The organism is Phycisphaeraceae bacterium (genome assembly GCA_019636795.1).
GTDB lineage: Bacteria > Planctomycetota > Phycisphaerae > Phycisphaerales > UBA1924 > JAHBWW01.
On sequence record JAHBWW010000001.1, the window covers coordinates 511,959 to 529,003 of the forward strand.

At 60.9% G+C, this 17,045-nt stretch carries 16 protein-coding genes and 1 riboswitch; of the genes, 7 read left to right on the forward strand and 9 right to left on the reverse strand.

What is annotated here, in order from left to right; translation table 11 throughout:
* The first annotated feature begins 40 nt into the window (after nt 1-40).
* From KF757_02160 to KF757_02170, 3 genes are all read left to right on the forward strand, one after another.
* Nucleotides 41-400 carry a cupin domain-containing protein gene (locus KF757_02160; GenBank protein MBX3321775.1) on the forward strand — a complete coding sequence of 120 codons (360 nt, stop codon included), beginning with the start codon at nt 41-43 and terminating at the stop codon, nt 398-400.
* Nucleotides 401-517: 117 nt separating this feature from the next.
* On the forward strand, nt 518-694 hold the full coding sequence (locus KF757_02165) for a DUF1328 domain-containing protein (protein MBX3321776.1): 177 nt from the start codon (nt 518-520) through the stop codon (nt 692-694).
* Between the two features lie 222 nt (nt 695-916).
* Nucleotides 917-1,093, forward strand: coding sequence for a hypothetical protein (locus tag KF757_02170; GenBank protein ID MBX3321777.1), 177 nt, complete (start codon nt 917-919; stop codon nt 1,091-1,093).
* 206 nt (nt 1,094-1,299) lie between these two features.
* Here KF757_02170 and KF757_02175 read toward each other — a convergent pair whose 3' ends face one another.
* From KF757_02175 to KF757_02200, 6 genes are all read right to left on the reverse strand, one after another.
* On the reverse strand, nt 1,300-2,070 hold the full coding sequence (locus KF757_02175; protein MBX3321778.1) for a hypothetical protein: 771 nt from the start codon (nt 2,068-2,070) through the stop codon (nt 1,300-1,302).
* A 19-nt stretch (nt 2,071-2,089) separates the two neighbouring features.
* On the reverse strand, nt 2,090-2,632 hold the full coding sequence (locus KF757_02180; protein ID MBX3321779.1) for a hypothetical protein: 543 nt from the start codon (nt 2,630-2,632) through the stop codon (nt 2,090-2,092).
* A 56-nt stretch (nt 2,633-2,688) separates the two neighbouring features.
* Nucleotides 2,689-4,323, reverse strand: coding sequence for a chaperonin GroEL (groL, locus tag KF757_02185; GenBank protein ID MBX3321780.1), 1,635 nt, complete (start codon nt 4,321-4,323; stop codon nt 2,689-2,691).
* A gap of 57 nt (nt 4,324-4,380) precedes the next feature.
* The gene (locus KF757_02190; protein ID MBX3321781.1) at nt 4,381-4,605 is read right to left on the reverse strand and encodes a hypothetical protein; all 225 of its coding nucleotides are present in this window, start codon (nt 4,603-4,605) and stop codon (nt 4,381-4,383) included.
* 21 nt (nt 4,606-4,626) lie between these two features.
* Nucleotides 4,627-4,941, reverse strand: coding sequence for a co-chaperone GroES (locus KF757_02195; GenBank protein ID MBX3321782.1), 315 nt, complete (start codon nt 4,939-4,941; stop codon nt 4,627-4,629).
* A 106-nt stretch (nt 4,942-5,047) separates the two neighbouring features.
* Nucleotides 5,048-5,566, reverse strand: a complete 519-nt coding sequence (locus KF757_02200; protein ID MBX3321783.1) for a hypothetical protein — start codon at nt 5,564-5,566, stop codon at nt 5,048-5,050.
* A 146-nt stretch (nt 5,567-5,712) separates the two neighbouring features.
* Here KF757_02200 and rmuC point away from each other — a divergent pair, with 146 nt between their 5' ends.
* A complete protein-coding gene (rmuC, locus tag KF757_02205; protein MBX3321784.1) occupies nt 5,713-7,152 on the forward strand; it encodes a DNA recombination protein RmuC in 1,440 nt (479 codons plus the stop codon).
* A gap of 25 nt (nt 7,153-7,177) precedes the next feature.
* Here rmuC and KF757_02210 read toward each other — a convergent pair whose 3' ends face one another.
* Together KF757_02210 and KF757_02215 are read right to left on the reverse strand one after the other, a co-directional pair.
* Nucleotides 7,178-7,624: an EamA family transporter gene (locus KF757_02210; protein MBX3321785.1), complete on the reverse strand. Its 447-nt coding sequence runs from the start codon at nt 7,622-7,624 to the stop codon at nt 7,178-7,180.
* A gap of 81 nt (nt 7,625-7,705) precedes the next feature.
* Nucleotides 7,706-11,311 carry a mechanosensitive ion channel gene (locus KF757_02215; protein ID MBX3321786.1) on the reverse strand — a complete coding sequence of 1,202 codons (3,606 nt, stop codon included), beginning with the start codon at nt 11,309-11,311 and terminating at the stop codon, nt 7,706-7,708.
* A 159-nt stretch (nt 11,312-11,470) separates the two neighbouring features.
* A riboswitch (SAM riboswitch) is annotated at nt 11,471-11,610 on the forward strand.
* A 62-nt stretch (nt 11,611-11,672) separates the two neighbouring features.
* Between KF757_02215 and KF757_02220 the strand changes: the two genes are divergently transcribed.
* Genes KF757_02220 through KF757_02230 form a run of 3 tightly spaced genes read left to right on the forward strand, consistent with a single transcriptional unit; the run spans nt 11,673 to nt 15,701 of the window.
* Nucleotides 11,673-12,890, forward strand: coding sequence for an aminotransferase class I/II-fold pyridoxal phosphate-dependent enzyme (locus KF757_02220; GenBank protein ID MBX3321787.1), 1,218 nt, complete (start codon nt 11,673-11,675; stop codon nt 12,888-12,890).
* Nucleotides 12,875-14,605 carry a homoserine dehydrogenase gene (locus KF757_02225; GenBank protein MBX3321788.1) on the forward strand — a complete coding sequence of 577 codons (1,731 nt, stop codon included), beginning with the start codon at nt 12,875-12,877 and terminating at the stop codon, nt 14,603-14,605. The genes KF757_02220 and KF757_02225 overlap by 16 nt, the downstream gene beginning before the upstream one ends.
* Nucleotides 14,598-15,701, forward strand: coding sequence for an aspartate-semialdehyde dehydrogenase (locus tag KF757_02230; protein ID MBX3321789.1), 1,104 nt, complete (start codon nt 14,598-14,600; stop codon nt 15,699-15,701). Before KF757_02225 ends, KF757_02230 begins: the two co-directional genes overlap by 8 nt.
* Here KF757_02230 and KF757_02235 read toward each other — a convergent pair.
* Entirely contained in the window at nt 15,616-16,902 is a 1,287-nt protein-coding gene (locus KF757_02235) for an aminoacetone oxidase family FAD-binding enzyme (protein MBX3321790.1), read from the reverse strand. The genes KF757_02230 and KF757_02235 overlap by 86 nt on opposite strands.
* Nucleotides 16,903-17,045 lie beyond the last annotated feature (143 nt).

The following is a 17,045-nucleotide window of genomic DNA, read 5'->3' on the forward strand; positions in this document are numbered from 1 at the left end:
TTGCTCATACAATCATCCCACGATTGCTCAGGAGCGCGCCATGCCAACCGCAAAGGTCTATCGCTGGGATGACTTGCCGATCGACTCGCCCATGGCCAAGGTCGAGCGGCGCCGCGTCATCGGGCAGCAGATGATGATCTCGCAGATCTTTCTGCATCGCGGGTTCAGAGTCCCTTCGCATCATCACGTCAACGAGCAGTTCACGGTTGTGCTCTCGGGTGTCGTGCGCTTTGGTTTGGGCCAGGAAGGTTCAGCCGAACACCATGTCGTCGATGTCCGGGCGGGCGAAGTGCTGCATCTGCCGTCGGAGGTGTGGCACTCGGCCGAGGCGATCGAAGATGCCCACCTGTTCGACCTCTTCAGCCCGCCGAGCGAGCGGACCGGGATCGACGAGCGCTGAGCGACAGGTTCGAGTTTCGCACAATTTGACCAAGCGCGGCCTGGGTTGCCGTAAACCGTTGTATGTGCTAGACTTACGCCAGTTCAGGCAAAGACCCTGAACAGAAAAGGAGTCTCTATGCTGTACTATGCAGTCGTATTCTTCATCATCGCGATCATCGCTGCGGTCTTTGGCTTTGGCGGCATCGCCGCCGGAGCGGCTGAAATTGCCAAGATCCTCTTCTTCCTGTTCCTGATTCTGTTCGTGATCTCGCTGATCATGGGCCTGGTGCGCGGGCGGCCGCCGAAGATTTGATGGAAGCGTCGGTCCGCAAGTGATGTGTACAGAGGCCTCGCGCGGGTATTGGGCGAGGGTAGTGGTGCTGCGCACGCGCGAGGCTTAGGCTGGGGCTTGATGAAAGTCGATGTTTGCAAATCCAAACTTCTTCCGTGAGTCCTCGGGCTTAGCGGTCGCTGAATTCTGGGAGGCCGCCATTATGGTGATGGCGGGCAACACCCAGACTGAAAGGAGTTTCGGATGGCAAAAGGAAGTAGCGGGAACTCGGGCGGTGGAGGCAAGGGCGGCGGTGGTGGGAAGTCTGGCGGGGGCGGGAAGCCTGGGGGCGGAGGCAAGGGTGGGGGTAACCCGAATTACCCGAGCACGACGCCCAACCCGTCTGGACCCGGGCGCGGGAACACGCCAAAGGGCAAGTGACTGATGATCGCCGCCTGTGGGAAGCCGCGGGCGGCGGTTTGATGAGAAGGAGCGCGCTGCCACACAACACAGGTCCAAGTGATGCGGCGGGAGCGTGTCAGTTTCGCAAGCGGGCTGGGCTCGTTGCAGCGGGGCGAACGACGACGGAAGTCCAAAGACGGACGCGTGTGGTATGGGGCAGGAAAATTTGGTGCTGCCCCGCCCCCCTACCCGCCCGGCTGCAAATTCTTGAGAAGTGTCGTTTCAACGTGCTTTGCACCGAGCGGTGTGAGGACAGCCATTGACTCGGCATCATTGAATTCAACCAACCTGTTCTGGTGCAGCTGAAGAATCACATTTTTCTTGTACAACGATTTATTTGAGTATTCAATCCAATTCACGAGATCGTCAAGGGCCACTGGTTTCGCCGAGGAGTAAAGCAACACAAGCGTCTGGTCCTTCGCTTTCATCGCTGGATTCAGCACGCGGCGAACATCTCCAGTCGCCCAAACCAACGGAACACGCCGATCAACCAAAGCCGATACTGCAGCCGTTGCCGCCTTCGTGGTTGTCGCATGAAATACCCGAATGAGCTCAGCCATAACCCACGATGACATCTCTATTACGGCGGTTGCATCCATTTGATTCGCATCAACTTCGCCGCCGACATGCCCCACCCCTCGGTTATTCCGAATCTCATACAAGACTGGAAGCATCCTCGATATGAGTATTCGAAACCCGCGTGGAAGAGATGTCTCCCGCTCTAAAGCCCTGCACGCGTCCACCATATTCGAGGGTTTTGTCGCGTTGCCGGGCATCGCCCCGTCCGCATGACCTCGGAGGATTGAATAAACAATCTCGCAGAATTTGCCGCCATTCAGCTCTGCTGGCTCCCATCGATGCTCATAGTAATTGTGTACTATCTCCGTATAGGCAGACAGTAACTCTTCGCGAAGCTGTGCCGGAACACCGCCGAGATATATCGCTAAGTCACTCATCAGTCATAGACGCACTTGACTACTTGGACTTCGGCCTCTTCGCAGCCTTTTTCGCGCCGCGCTTGGCGACAGCCTTCTTCTTGAATTCGTTTGCCTTCTCGCGATCGGGAAGCAAATCGACAAACTGCTTTCCATTGTAAGAAAGTTCGAGTTCCTTGCCCTTCAAAAACAGACCGGCCCTCCTGGCGTTGTCGACATCGCGATTGAAGTTATTGGAATCAAAATTGATACTCGCACGTCTGAAAATCTCCTGAAGATCTTCCTTCGTGTGAGTTTCGTTGCCCCGATTTTCCCTGAACCTAGCTGCGACCGCCAACTCCTCTTGCTTGGTCGTTGGCTTCTTGTTGGCGAAGAACGTAGCCGGCTCTTCCGTGTTGCTGTCGGTGCTGCCGCCCCGGCCGCCCGTAGCACTCGAATTGTCATAACCAGCTGATGGGGTTGTGGGTGCAGCGACACCCAGCATGACGGCCGCCCCCTGCAGTAGACGGACTTGCTCTTCTTCGCCGTGCTGGGCCAGAATTTCGAGTAGCTGTTTCGCTGATTCGCCAAATGACTTTGCCATTGCTGGTCCTTTCCAAAATCGTCACACGCCGATTTCTCGACGTGAGACGGAGTATATCAATAATCCATATCATCCATCCCAGCGCCAGCCCCCACCGGCGCCTTCTTCTCCTTGATCTCCACAATCGCCGCATCCGTCGTCAGCAGCAGGCCCGAGATGCTTGCTGCGTTCTGCAGGGCGATGCGTTCGACCTTGGTCGGGACGATGACGCCCATCTTGACCAGGTCGCCGTATTCCTGCGTCAGCGCGTTGAAGCCGAAGTTAGTTTCGCTGCTTTCTTCGATCTTGCTGGCGATGACCGAGCCGTCGAGGCCGCAGTTCTTGGCGATCTGCTTGACCGGCGCGGTGACGGCCCGACTGACGATGTCGATGCCGATGCGCTCGTCGCCGTCGCACTTCTTGCGGAGTGCGTCGAGGACCTTGCGGGCGCGAAGGATCGCGACGCCGCCGCCGGGCAGGATGCCTTCTTCGACCGCAGCGCGGCAGGCGTGGAGGGCGTCCTCGACGCGAGCCTTCTTCTCCTTCATCTCGACTTCGGTCGCCGCCCCGACGTTGATCTGCGCCACGCCGCCGGCGAGTTTGGCCAGACGCTCTTCGAGTTTCTCGCGGTCGTAGTCGCTGCTGCTGGCCTCGATCTGGTGGCGGAGCATGTCGATGCGGCCCTTGATATCAGCGCTCTTGCCCGCACCTTCGACGACGGTGGTGTTGTCCTTGTCGATCGTGACCTTCTTGGCCCGGCCGAGATCGGCGAGGGTGAGTTTTTCGAGGTCGATGCCGAGTTCTTCCATGATCGCGGTGCCGCCGGTGAGAGTGGCGATGTCTTCGAGCATGGCCTTGCGGCGGTCGCCGAAGCCAGGCGCCTTGACCGCTGCGACCTTAAGCACGCCGCGAAGTTTGTTCACGACGAGTGTGGCCAGGGCTTCGGAGTCGATGTCCTCGGCGATGATGAGCAGGCTGTCGCCGCTTTCAGCGATCTTGCCGAGAATGGGCAGCAGGTCCTTGGCACTCGAGAGCTTCTTCTCGTGGATGAGGATGTAAGGCTTCTCGAGGACGCACTCCATCGTCGCGGTGTTGGTGACGAAGTGGGGGCTGAGGTAACCTTTGTCGAACTGCATGCCTTCGACGAGTTCGACTTCGGTGTCGAGGCTCTTGCCTTCTTCGACGGTGATGACGCCGTCCTTGCCGACCTTGTCCATCGCGGTGGCAATGATCTTGCCGATGGCTTCGTCCTGGTTGGCGCTGCATGTGCCGACCTGTGCGATTTCCTTGCTCGATGCGACGGGCTTGGACATGTTGTGCAGTTCGGCGATCAGGGCGGTGACGGCCTTGTCGATGCCGCGCTTGATCTGGTTGGGGTTCGCGCCGCTGGTGATGTTCTTGAGCCCTTCAGCGAAAATCGCCTCGGCGTAGATCGTGGCGGTCGTGGTGCCGTCGCCCGCTTCCTTCGAAGCCTTTGACGCGACTTCCTTGACCATCTGCGCGCCCATGTTCTCGTACGGATCGTCGAGCGTGATCTCCTTGGCCACGGTCACGCCGTCCTTGGTGACGGTCGGTGCGCCGAATGACTTTTCGAGGACGACGACGCGGCCGCTGGGGCCGAGCGTGACCTTGACGGCGTGTGCGAGTTTCTGAACGCCGCGAAGAATCTTCTCGCGGGCCTCGTTACTGAAAGCGATTTGTTTGGCTGCCATATTCTGACTCCTGTTTCTTCTGAGGCACTAGGCCTTGGGCACTAGGCACTGGGTTAGTTACTGCGGCAATCCGATACGGATATATGCGACCCGTTCGGCATCGATGATGAAAATGCTCTGCCCGTCTGTGAGTTTGATCAGGTGATCGGGTTCATCGGGGACGAGCATGGCGTTGCGGACGATGAGCTGGGTGTTTGGCTCGGGGATGCCATGAAAGGCAAACGTGGCCGAGCGTTGGCCCTTGAGTTCACCGAGTGCTTTGCGGAGTTGGTCGATGTTCATGAATCACTCTGTCCGCCGGGCTTAGTCGATGATCGCGAGGATGTCTTCCTCGGTCATGATGAGCAGTTCGCTGTCGTCGATCTTGACTTCGGTGCCCGCGTAGGACGAGAAGATCACGCGGTCGCCGGCCTTGACGGTCAGCGGGATGCGCTTGCCCGTCTCGGTGTTGAGCGAGCCATCGCCGACGGCCTTGATGGTGCCGCTCTTCGGGCGGTCCTTGCTCGATTCGGGCAGGTAGATGCCGCTGTCGGTGCGATCCTGGGCTTCGTCGCGCTCGACGAGGATCTTGTTGTGCAGGGGGCGGACGGAGACGGATTTCCTGGTTTTGACGGCCATGAGTCTGATTCCTTTCTAAGAACGCCTTGTGCAGAGGCTTGTTGATGAGTGATCCGTGCGGACACCTCAATGAACCGCGAAGTCAAACGCGACTACGCGTGGTTTGCTATGAAGACAGTTCTCCCGGCCAGCGGTTGTGGTAGAAGCGCGAGAGGCAGCGCTGAAGCACGCCGAGCATGAGTTCAAGATCGCCCTGGCCATGCGGGCGATCAACGACAGCAAAGACGCCAGCCCGCAACGCAGCCGCGATGTGCCGCGCATCGTCACGGTGCGTGCTGGTCGGCTTGACCGCGACAATCGGAGGCGGCGCGTCGAGGCGCCGCAGGAGTTCGAGAATGCGAGGCCCGCCTTCGCTTGCGTATCCAGCCGACGATGCTTCCATCGGCAGGCCGAGATCGACGATCGCGATGTGGACCGGGCAGGACTGGATGACGCGGGTGGCTTCCTGGCCGGTGCCCGCGCGCAGCGAGCGGATGCCCATCGGTTCGAGCAGCGTCGGCAGACGCTCGACCCACGGGTTTTCGTGCCGACCGGCGTAGGAAAGGAGCAGGTTCAGACGCACGCCTCCCCCGGGCCCAGTGGGGGGGCCACCAAAGTCGTCGGGATGCGAGCGCACGTTCCGCATGCCACAGACGAGGCAAAGAGTGTGCCGGAAGGCAGGCTCACATAACGACATGTATTACAAGCGTTTAGGAAACTATTGCGGCCCTGGATACTGCCAATGACACGCGCTCCGGGCCTGCGAGGTGCCAAATCGGCAGGCTGCTATCGATGCCAGTTGAGGCTTCGTGGCTGTGCGTGGGTTTGTTCTGGACACAGTATTCGGACTTCGGTCGGGATCGCTCTGCGGAGGTGCGATACACTCCATCAATGACGATGTTGGCCTGGATTTTTCTGATCGTGGCAGCTGGCTTGGCTGTCGTTGTTGCGTACCTCGTGTCGGGCAGGGCCAGACTCTTCGCCCAGCACGCTAGCGACCGCGCGAGCGCCGAGTCACTCGAGCGCGCGTTGGCCGAATCACGCAGCGAGCTCGATCGCGCCCGCGCCACCGAAGAGCAGGCGCGCGACCGCATCGTCGAACTGAGCAAGGAGTGCGCGATGCTGCGCGAGAGGCTCGAAAACGCCGAACTCCTGCGGCAGGAACTCGAACGCCACGAGCAGAGGCTGCGCGAATCGTTCGCAGCATTGTCCAACGAGGCGCTCAAGTCTTCGCTGGCGTCGTCGCGCGAGGAGTTTCTCGCACACGCCAAGCCATACTTCGACGCAGCCAGGCAGGAGCACGCCAATCTCGTTAGGCCTATCGGGGAAACGCTGGAGAAGACGCGCGAGAGGCTTGAATCGATCGAGCGGGCGCGGGCTGAGAGCTTTGCCGCGCTGGGCAAGCACATCGAAATGGTTTCGGGTGCGAGCGAAGGGCTGCGGAACGAAACCGAGCGACTGACTCGCGCGCTGAGCAGGCCCGAAGTGCGCGGTCAGTATGGCGAGATTCAATTGCGGCGCGTCGCGGAACTTGCGGGGATGGTCAGCTATTGCGACTTCACGGAGCAGACGAGTTCGCGCGATGGCGAGGGCAACCTGCTTCGACCGGATATGGTCGTGCGCCTGCCCAACGAGCGCGTCATCGCGGTTGATGCCAAGACCAATACCTATGCATACCTCGAAGCGGTCAACGCCCGCGATGAGGCTGAGCGAGAGAAACATCTTGACCGATTCGCGGGGCATGTGCAGGATCAGACCAAAAAACTATCGGACAAGCGATACTGGGCACAGTTTGACGGCGCTCCGGAGTTTGTCGTCATGTTCGTGCCCGGAGACCACTTCATTGATGCAGCACTGGCCCGCCAGCCTGATCTGCTCGAAACCGCCGCCCAGCGAAATGTCATCCTGGCGAGTCCCTCGACATTGATTGGGTTGCTGCGGGCTGTGGCTGTGGGATGGCGCGAGCATCGGCTGGCGGAAGAAGCGCAAGCCTTGTTGCGCCTGGGTGCCGAACTGCACGATCGGGCCGCCACAACCTTTGAACACGCACGAAAACTCGGCGATTCCATCCGCCAAAGTGTTGATCGCTACAACAGCCTCGTGGGTTCGATCGACCAGCGGATGCTGCCGACGCTGCGCAAGTTTGAAGACGGCGGTGCTCGCAGCCCCAAGACACTGCCCGAATTATCCGGTGTCGAGGTCCAGCCGCGCACGCTCCAGGCAGGCGAATGAAGCAACCCGCCGCTTGCTCGCTCGATCACTTGGTCAGCACGACGACTCCGAGCAGGATCAATACCACCCCCGCAACCTTGCGTGCTGTCATCGGCTCACCCAGCAGCAGCCAGCCGAGCACGACTCCCGTCGCAGGCGCGAGCGCGAACGCAATGGGTTTGATCCGCGAGATCTCGCCGAGTGACAGCGCGGCGTAAAAGAAGATCAACGCAGCCGCCCCGGCGACGAGTCCCGAGCCAAGGATGATCTTGCTCCATGTCGCACCCGAGATGCCGCGCAGCGGCTGGGCCTCGACCGCGCTGAAATCTCTCGCAATGAAGAACGCGATGACGATCAACGGCAGGGCGACGAGGGAACGGAACATGACCGCTGCAAAGGGGCCGATTTCCTTGGAATGCAGGGCCGAGCGCGTCGCAACTTCCCCGACGCCCCAGCACAGCCCCGCTGCAATGGCGAGCAGAATGGCCTTCATGGAGCAAAGCGTATCCGCGAACCCAGACCGGCGAGTTCGGCGCGCCCGCTTCTGCCAGCTTGAACCGGCCAGAGTTGCTCCTCAATCAACTTTGGTCGGCGCGACCGTTGTCTTGCCCGAAGAGTCTTCCCGAACGATCTGGATTCGGGCGTCAGCCGTACGCAGGTGCAGATCACGCTGTGGGAAGGCGATCTCGACATCGTTTTCGCGGAACGTCTTGAGAATGCCCATGTGCATCTGGTGTCGCGTGGCGACGAAGTTGCTGATGCTTGCAATATGGCAGCGCACCTCAAAGTTCAGCGTGCTGTCGCCGAAGCCCAGAAACAGCGCCTGAGGCGGAGGATCGCGCAGCACGAGTGGAATCTGATTCGCAACACGCAACAACAGTTCTACAACCTTGTCAACATCCGAGCCGTAACTGACACCGACAGGGATCATGACACGCAGCACCGGATCGGTCAGAGTCCAGTTGATCACCTGATCGGTGATAAACGTGCGGTTGGGAATGATGAGTTCCTTGCGGTCCCAGTCGGTGATCATGGTTGCCCGCATGCGGATTCGTGTGACGTTGCCCGATACGCCACCCACCGTGACGGTATCGCCAACACGAATCGGCCGTTCCGCGAGGATAATGAGCCCGGAAACAAAGTTGGCAAAGATCTCCTGAAGTCCGAACGCGAGTCCAAACGTCAGTGCAGCGGCGAGCCATTGGACCTTGCTCCACGAGATCCCGATGGCGTTGAATGCGATTGTGATGCCCACAATCGCGATGACATATCGAAGGACTGTGCTCAGCGCGTACCGGCTGCCTGCATCAAGCGGAAGTTGCTGAAGAACGACAATCTCGACCAGTCCCGGAAGGTTGCGAAACGCCAGAATCGTGGCGAGCAGGATGATAAAACCAAGTCCCAGATCGGCGAGTGTTACGACAACCGCCGAGGTCGCTGGTGACTCAGCTGACGAAGAAACACTGGATATCAAACCGGTCGGAGAGAGGCTCGTCGAACCGCTTGCGGGCGAAGCGGATGGAGTTGTCGCTGGGGGGGCGTCTGGAGCGTCGGTCGCAAACGGTGCGAGTTCGAGTTCGGGCACCACGCCTTCGCGATCGCCCTGTGCAATGTGTATGCGCGGCCAGACTTCAACACGATCGAGCATCTTGAGCGCTGGCAACACCGAAGCCCAGGTCGCGTACAAGCCCAGTACGAGTGAAACAACAATGGCCAGGCGAAACAGTTGCTGTGTCTGCGCACTGATGGCGGGGAGATCCAGTTTCTCCTCCTCGATCGGCGCGCCACCTTCGGCACCTGTCGATTCGCCACGTGCCTGTTCGCGGCGGCGTCGCGCGTCTTCAATGGCCACCTTGCGCCGGGCGAGAAAGAGCCATCGCTGCAGAAAGGCGTTCATGAGTATCAACGACAAGATCAGCGCCAGCGTGGCCTGAAACCGCGACTCGAGCTGAACCGCGGTGTAGTGATATCCCAACCACGAAACCGTTGCAAACGACAGGGGCAGCGCCACCACCAGAGGGAACCAGACATAGCGCAGTCGATCAATCGCGCCATCAGGATTGCGCTTGCAGTATTCCCCGATCACCGCGCCACGAGGACGAAGCACACGCTCAAGCCACAATGACAGCAGCACCAACTGAGTCGTGAACGCCAGGCGGCCCAGAGTCGCGACCGATGACTCGACCCCGAGGCGCTCGAAGTATTCCGAAACCCCGAAGGCAATCAGCGTCGGCGTAATGAACCAGTGCAGGTGAAGGCGGATCGCGCGCACCGAAGCCGTCGGCCAGCGGAAGTGGGCATCGAGCAATCCCCCGGGCTGGGCCAAGCGGGAGAGCGTGATCAGTGGCAGACCGAGCAAGGCTGCCGATTGCAGACCGTGCGCCAGTGCGATCGCTGTGGCCCCCTGATCGATCGGGCTGGCGCATATCCATCCCAGGTTCCACAGAAACAACGGGAGTGGCAGTGCCATCCCCACCGTCATCGCGAACGCCCGCAGCGTGTGCTCGAACGAATCCGTCCGGTAACTGCTGACGCTCTTTGCCGTCTCCTTGAGTAACTTGCGGCACCTGCGAGCGACGACAAACGATGCAATCGTGAGGAGCGCTAGCCCGACCGAAACGTGCGCACGCTTGATGGCCGAACGCCACGTTAGTTCTAAAGCCTGCACCCACGCCGATGGATCGAGCGTCAAGGCGATGGAGTTCGCAAAATCCTGCAAGCGTGGCAGCCCATCAACCGACACACTTCGGATCCAGAGGATGCGCTCTTCGATGAATCGCTCGTACGCACTCGCCGCGGCGAGGTATTCCTGCGTGGTCTCTTCGACCTCGATCAGGAGATTGAAGTGTGTCGTTGCATCTGCTACAAGGCGGTCAAGAGTGTCGCGGCGATTGATGGCCAGCTCACGCGCGACTGCTTCGATGTCGAGTCGCACCGTCTCCGATTCCACCGGGCCGACTTGTTGCATGAGGGACTCGACGGTCGTGCTGATATCGCCAGCGCCCGACCGCTCTTCCTGCCGCTCGATGAGTGTGACCTGGGCCTGTTCCAGTTGCTGGCGCGCCGTGCGAAGTGACCGCTTGAGGTCCGACACGTTGGGCAGCATCTCATATTGCCGACGCAGAAGCAGTCCCGTTGCCCGGTTCAGCCCGGTCGCCACGATGCGACGCCGCACAGACTGATACCCCTCGCGCATCGCTGCCAATCCCACTCGCATCTGCCGCAGGTCCTCGGTATCCTGGTCGATGCGTTGCGTGGTGCCCTCGCGGCCGACCCGCAGGTCAGCCAATTCCTTGTTCCTGTCCGCAAATTCCTGAAGCACCGGATGCTGGCGGGCCGCCTCGCGGCGCAATCGCTCGGCTTCGAGTGCAGCAGCCTGCGCTTCGAGTTGTCGCCGATCGCTCACAAGCCGCTGAAAAATCTCAATCAATTTCTCAGCGTTTCCGACCTGTCGCAAGGCCCGGTCTCGCCGCGCTGGTGTGATGTCTCGCCGCGCGTCATAGCACCGCACCTCAGCCTCGAGCGCCTCGATCTCACGCATCGCAGCCATACGTTGCGCCTGAGCAGCCACGCGCCGCGCCTCGATCACCAGGCTCGGCTCGGCAGTAGCAAGCCCCCGAATGTCCTGATCCAACTCCGCGACACGTGTTCGCAATTGTGAGACCAGATCCTGTGCCACAGGACGACGTTCCACACGCCGCGATGACTCGTTCTGCCAGTACTCTGCCTGCTGGCGTGCGGCTGCCAGCTCTGCCCGGGCCTGCTCAAGCCCTTGTTCGAGTTGCGACAACGTCGCTTCGGGTGGAATGTTCGGTCTCGGGTCAGCTGGCGGGGCAGAAAGTTCCGCCCGAATCTGTTCAAGAAACGCTGGAGCCTCGGCGGTCAGTCGATTGAACTCGACCATCCGCGCCGTTGAATCTTCGAAACGCTGGAGATTCAACAGCGCATCACGAAACCGTTCGAGAATGGCTGTCCGAGTCGCCTCGTCAATCTCGGTCGCCTGCTCGAAATGCGCGATGCGGGATTGAATGAACTCGGTCGAGATTGCCGGTTGCTCGGGCAGAACCTCTGGTTGAGTCGCCCGGGCGCCAGCCGAGAACACGGGCACCGTCAGCGCGAGAACGAGCACCAGCGCCCGCACCATTGCCATCACCGCGTACATTTCTGCATACTTCTTCATCGAGTGGTAAGTGTACGATGAGAATGTGTGCGATGCACGCGGGTTGGACGAACCGCTCGCTCGTTCTGCATATTTTTAGCTCATAATGAGCCATACCGAGCATGTCGAAATCATGCACCCTCCGACTTGACCACGACGCCAAGCCTGTTACACTCGCTCCACATGCATCAAGAGTCCCGGGAAGCCTCTCAAAGGTCCCGGGCGGCAACCGAGCAGAAAACCTGCCACGGTGCCGAGGCCAGCCCCGACGTGGGGAACGATGCGGGCGGTTCTTTGAACCGTCAAAATAACAGCAGCGACGTTCGCTGCCTCCACGTCGACTCTGGTCCGCTGTTGGTGTCGTGAAAAGGAGTTTCACGACATGTCCTTTTGCGCCGACCTTTGTTTCGATACCCTCTGTGTCACTGCTGGCCGAACCGCACGCGATGGCGACCCACTGGTCACGCCTCTGGTTCAATCCACCACCTTCACTCGCGCCGGCATCACCAGCACCGCGCCGCATGCCTATTCGCGAGTGTCCAACCCCACAGTCGCAGCCCTCGAATCGGCGATTGGCTCGCTCGAAGACGCTCCTCCAGCTGTGTGTTTCGGTTCCGGGCTAGCCGCTGAGACCGCGCTCTTCCTCGCATTCCTCCGGGCCGGCGATCATGTCGTCTGCGGCCGACACGTCTATGGCGGAACGTCGCGACTGCTGCGCGATCTCCTCAGCGGGCTTGGCATCACCTGCACATTCATCGACTCAACGCGCGTCGACGATCTCGCTGCCGCCCTGACACCCAGCACACGACTCGTCTTTATCGAAACCCCCGCAAACCCAACACTCGAAGTCTCCGACATCGCCGCGATTGCTGCACTCTCGCATCGCGCCGGCGCACTCCTTGCTGTCGACAACACCTTCCTCACCCCCGTGCTTCAGCAGCCGCTCAATCTGGGCGCAGATTTTTCTGTCTACTCCACAACCAAGTTCATCGAAGGGCACTCGGCCGCGCTCGGCGGTGCGCTCGTTTCGCGCCATGCCCAGCACCTCGATCGACTGCGTTTCATTCGCAAATGCACCGGCGCAATCCAGTCGCCACTCAACGCGTGGCTCACGCTTCAGGGCCTGCGCACACTTCCGCTTCGCCTTCGCGCCCAGTCCGCGACCGCCGCTACCATCGCGTCGTTTCTTGCCGATCATCCCCAGGTCGAACGCGTCTGCTACCCCGGACTGGCGGTTGACGAGCAGGCCACGATCGCAGCGCGTCAGCACCTCGGCGCCCACGGCGCAGTCGTCTCCTTCGAACTCGCAGGCGGCCTTGAAGCAGCACACCGCTGCGTCGAACGCCTCAAACTCTGCACACTCGTCGAACACGTCGGCTCGGTCGAGACTCTCGTCACCCACTCTGCCACCATGACTCATGCCGACGTGCCACGCGAAGAACGTCTCGCTGTCGGCATCAGTGACGGGCTAATCCGCATTTCCGTCGGTCTCGAAGCGCCCGACGCCATCATCGCCGATCTCGCACATGCGATCGAAGCCGCCCAGGACATCGCCACCCCACACATCAGCACAGGAGGCGTCGCATGCACCGCCCGCTGATTGTGCTCAAGCTCGGAGGCTCAGTTCTTACCAGCGAGACAACCCTCCGTCGAGCTGTTCATGAAATCTACCGGTGGCGTCGCGAAGGCTGGCGCGTCGTCGCGGTCGTCTCAGCGCTGGCTGGCGAGACCGACACGCTGCTCAACGCCGCGCACCGCGCATGTCCCGATGCCCCTTCCGCTTCCGTTGCAGGGCTTGCCGCCATCGGTGAATCGCGCAGCGCAGCACTGCTCGCGCTCGCGCTCGATCGCGCAGGCCTGCCCGCTGCAACACTCTCGCCCGCAGCGGTTGGTCTGCGCGCAACCGGCGACCCACGCGACGCCGACCCCGTCGCGCTCGACCGCACCTATTTTGACGCCTGGTTCGATCGTGATTACGCGATCATTGTTCCGGGTTTCACCGGTATCGATAACCTCGGACGCACCGTCACGCTTGGTCGCGGCGGGTCCGATCTCACCGCTCTTCATCTCGCTTACAACCTCGGGGCCGAGTGTTGCCGCCTCGTCAAAGATGTCGATGGCCTGTACGTCTCCGATCCCGCACGGCCAGGCCCCGAGCCACTTCGCTATGAGCACGCAACGTACGACGACGCGCTCGCAACCGATGGCTCCATCATCCAGCACAAAGCCTTGCGCTACGCAGCCGCCCGCAATCTCTCCTTCGAGATCGGCCGCCTCAACGGCACGCGCCCCACACGCATCGGCCCCGGCGAGACTCGCGTCTCGCACAAACACGATCGACCTCATCCCAAGCGAGTAGCCATCCTCGGGCTCGGCACAGTCGGTCTCGGAGTGTTCGATCTCCTGCAAAGCCTCGAGGACGATGTCGTCATCAGCGCCGTTCTGGCTCGCGACCACTCAAAACAACGCAGCATTCACGTTCCAGCCGAGTATTTTGCATCCAGCATCACCAACGCCGTGCGCGACGCCGACATCGTCGTCGAGGTCATCGGCGGGCTGGAAACCCCGCGTACTGCTCTGCACGCAGCACTCGAACGCAGCGCTTCCGTGGTCACCGCCAACAAAGCCCTCATCGCCAGTGACGGACCACACTTGAAGAATCTCGCTCGCGAAAACAACTGCTCGCTTCACGCCTCAGCCTCGGTCGGTGGCAGTGTGCCAGTCCTCGAACGCATCGCCTCACGCCCGGGCCATCGTCTGTGCGCCCTGCGTGGCATCCTCAATGGCACCACCAACTTTATCCTCGATCAACTCGCACAAGGCCAATCCATCGAGGCCGCCATCATCGCCGCCCAGGCACTCGGGTTTGCCGAAGCCGATCCTTCACGCGATCTCCTCGGCATCGACGCAGCCGAGAAACTCTGCGTCATCGCGCAACACGAAGCAGTCAATGCTCACCTCACGCTCGACTCTGTTGCCATTGAATCGCTCGCCGATGGCTTGCGCCGCCTCGGCCCGCCAAAACCCGCCCGCAACGTGCGCCATCTCGCAACATTGTCACTTGACCATGAAGGCAGTATCACTGCACAAGTCGGTCTCGCTCTGATTGATGCGGGCGACCCGCTCGCCGCTATTCATGGCTCCGGTAACGCCGTCGAACTGATCTGGGACGACGGAGTGCGCGAGTTCATCTCGGGCCGCGGAGCAGGGCGATGGCCCACAGCCGAAGCCGTCGTTGCCGATGTGCTCACCCTCTGTCGCCAGCAGCGCGACGTCGACTCAGCACTCATCGCCCGTGAGGTGCAGCATGCCTGAAACACCCACCATCGCCATCATCGGTGCCACCGGTGCCGTCGGACGCGAAGCCTTGGCCATTCTCGCAGAACTCCATTGGCCGATCGATCGTGTCATCGCTGTGGCCTCTGCTCGTTCAGCCGGATCATTGCTTCCGTTTGGCCAAAGCGAGATTCACGTCGAGGAGTTCAATCTCGACCGTCTCGATCGAGCAGCCTGCGCAATCCTCTGCACCGATGCAGCCCTCTCGCGCGAGTATGCCCCACGTCTGGTTGACCGGGGCATTGTCGTGATCGACAATTCTTCTGCTTTTCGCTTGGATCCGCGCGTGCCTCTCGTCGTCCCCGAAATCAACGCTGGCGCAATAGCCCCCGACGCCCTGTTGATTGCCAACCCCAACTGCTCGACCATCATCATGCTTCTTGCCCTTGAGCCGCTGCGAAAACGATTCGGTATCGATGAAGTCATCGTCTCGACCTACCAGGCCGTCTCGGGTGCCGGCATCGCGGGCATCGATGAACTGCACGAGCAGACCCGCGCCTCACTCGAGGGTCGTCATGTGCCGCCGTCTGTGTTTCCTCACTCGTGCGCATTCAATGTGTTTCCGCACGAGTCCACGCTCGATCCCGACACTGGCCGCAACGGCGAAGAGGTCAAGATGATCGCCGAAGCTCAGCGAATCTGGGATCACCCCAGCCTGAGCGTCATCCCCACCTGCGTGCGTGTTCCTGTCGTGCGTGCGCACAGCCAGTCGATTCTCGTTACGCTTCGCACGCCCGCAACGCTCGCCGACGTGCGTACCGCGATCGGTGCAGGCCCGGGCCTTCGTGTTGTGGATGATTGGGCCAACGCAATTTTCCCCACGCCTATCGACGCTTCAGGGGGCAACGATGTCCTCGTCGGTCGTGTGCGCAAAGTCGACGCTTCCGAGCAACCGCACACACCGACACGCCGCTTTCAGGTCTGGGCCTGTGGCGATCAACTCCGCAAAGGGGCCGCCCTCAACGCACTTCAGATCGCCCAGCATCAACTCACTGCGCGCCCGCCTGAGCGCAGACATCAACCGCGATCGACAAACCCGCAACATGCCCACTCGCCCACGCCCATTGAAAGTTGAACCCCCCGATCCGCCCGTCCACATCCAGAATCTCTCCAGCCAGCCAAAGTCCTTCGCACACACGGCTGCGCATCGTCTTGACCTCGACTTCACTCAGCGGAATGCCCCCAGCAGTCACTTCTGCATGCGTGAACCCCCGGTCACCCGCGATTTTCACCTCACACTCGACCAGTGCATGCGCCAGCGCACGCCGCACGTCGCGCGTCAGGGCAGACCCCGCAGTTGTTGCGTCAGCGCCAGCCTGCACGCACAGCCGCAGCGCCAGCCGCTCGGGCAATTGCTCGCGGAGCCACGCGCCGACACTGCGCTTTCCAAGTGCCCGAAGTGCCGCATCGGCCGCATCAAAACTCGTCTCCCCTAGCCAGTTGATGATGAGCTTTGCATCGGAGTCCGACCTCCTCGCGTCAAGATACCATCGGCTCGCATCAAGCACTCCCGGCCCGCTCAGTCCGAAGTGTGTGCACAGAATACTGTTCGTGAAGGCAGCCAGTTTCTTTCCGCTCCCGCTGCGCACTTCGACCCGCGCGATCGTACTGATGCCGCTCAACTCAGTGATCCACTTCGATCGCTCACCCACAACCAGAGGCACAAGCGAAGGAAAGATTCGCGATGTCGTCGAGTGGCCCAGCGCCTTCGCGAACTCATACCCCAGACCGTCCGATCCTGACTTCGGTAGTGCCCTGCCCCCGGGCGTCAGCACCACACGCCGCGCCCGCACCACTTCTCCCGAATCTCCCTCGCGATGCACCACAAACTCTTCGCCCTCACGCTCAATCGCGCCGACCCGCCAAGGGTGGACGAGTCTGGTCCCGACCCGCTGTGATTCATGCACCAGCGCATCGAGCACCGTTCTCGCACGGTCCGTCGTGGGGAAAAGTTTGCCCGTATCTTCGCGCTTGAGTCTCACGCCGATGCTTTCAAAGAACGCGACTGTCTCAGGCACGTCGAGCCGCCGAAGCACGCTGCGAATCGCCCCAGGCGTCGAGCCGGCGTACTGCTGCTCATCGACTTGATAGTGCGTGACGTTGCAGCGACCTCCCCCAGCCACCAGAATCTTCGCTCCGATCGTGCGCGCGCCGTCGACAAGCAGCACGCGGGCCGAGCGATGCTCTGCCTCAAGTGCCCGGCCCAGCGCGATCGCAGTCATCAACCCTGCCGCACCAGAACCAACAATCACGACATCCACCTGCTCGCTGTTCATGCAACCACACGGTATTCCAGGCTTCCCCACTTCCCCAGCAGGGGGGCATCACCCCATAGCAAAAAATGGAAAACTGCTGTATTCGGTCCGCAGGATCTGTTATGCTCTAATCGACTACAGGGCGAAGGGGCCCTGTTGTGGTT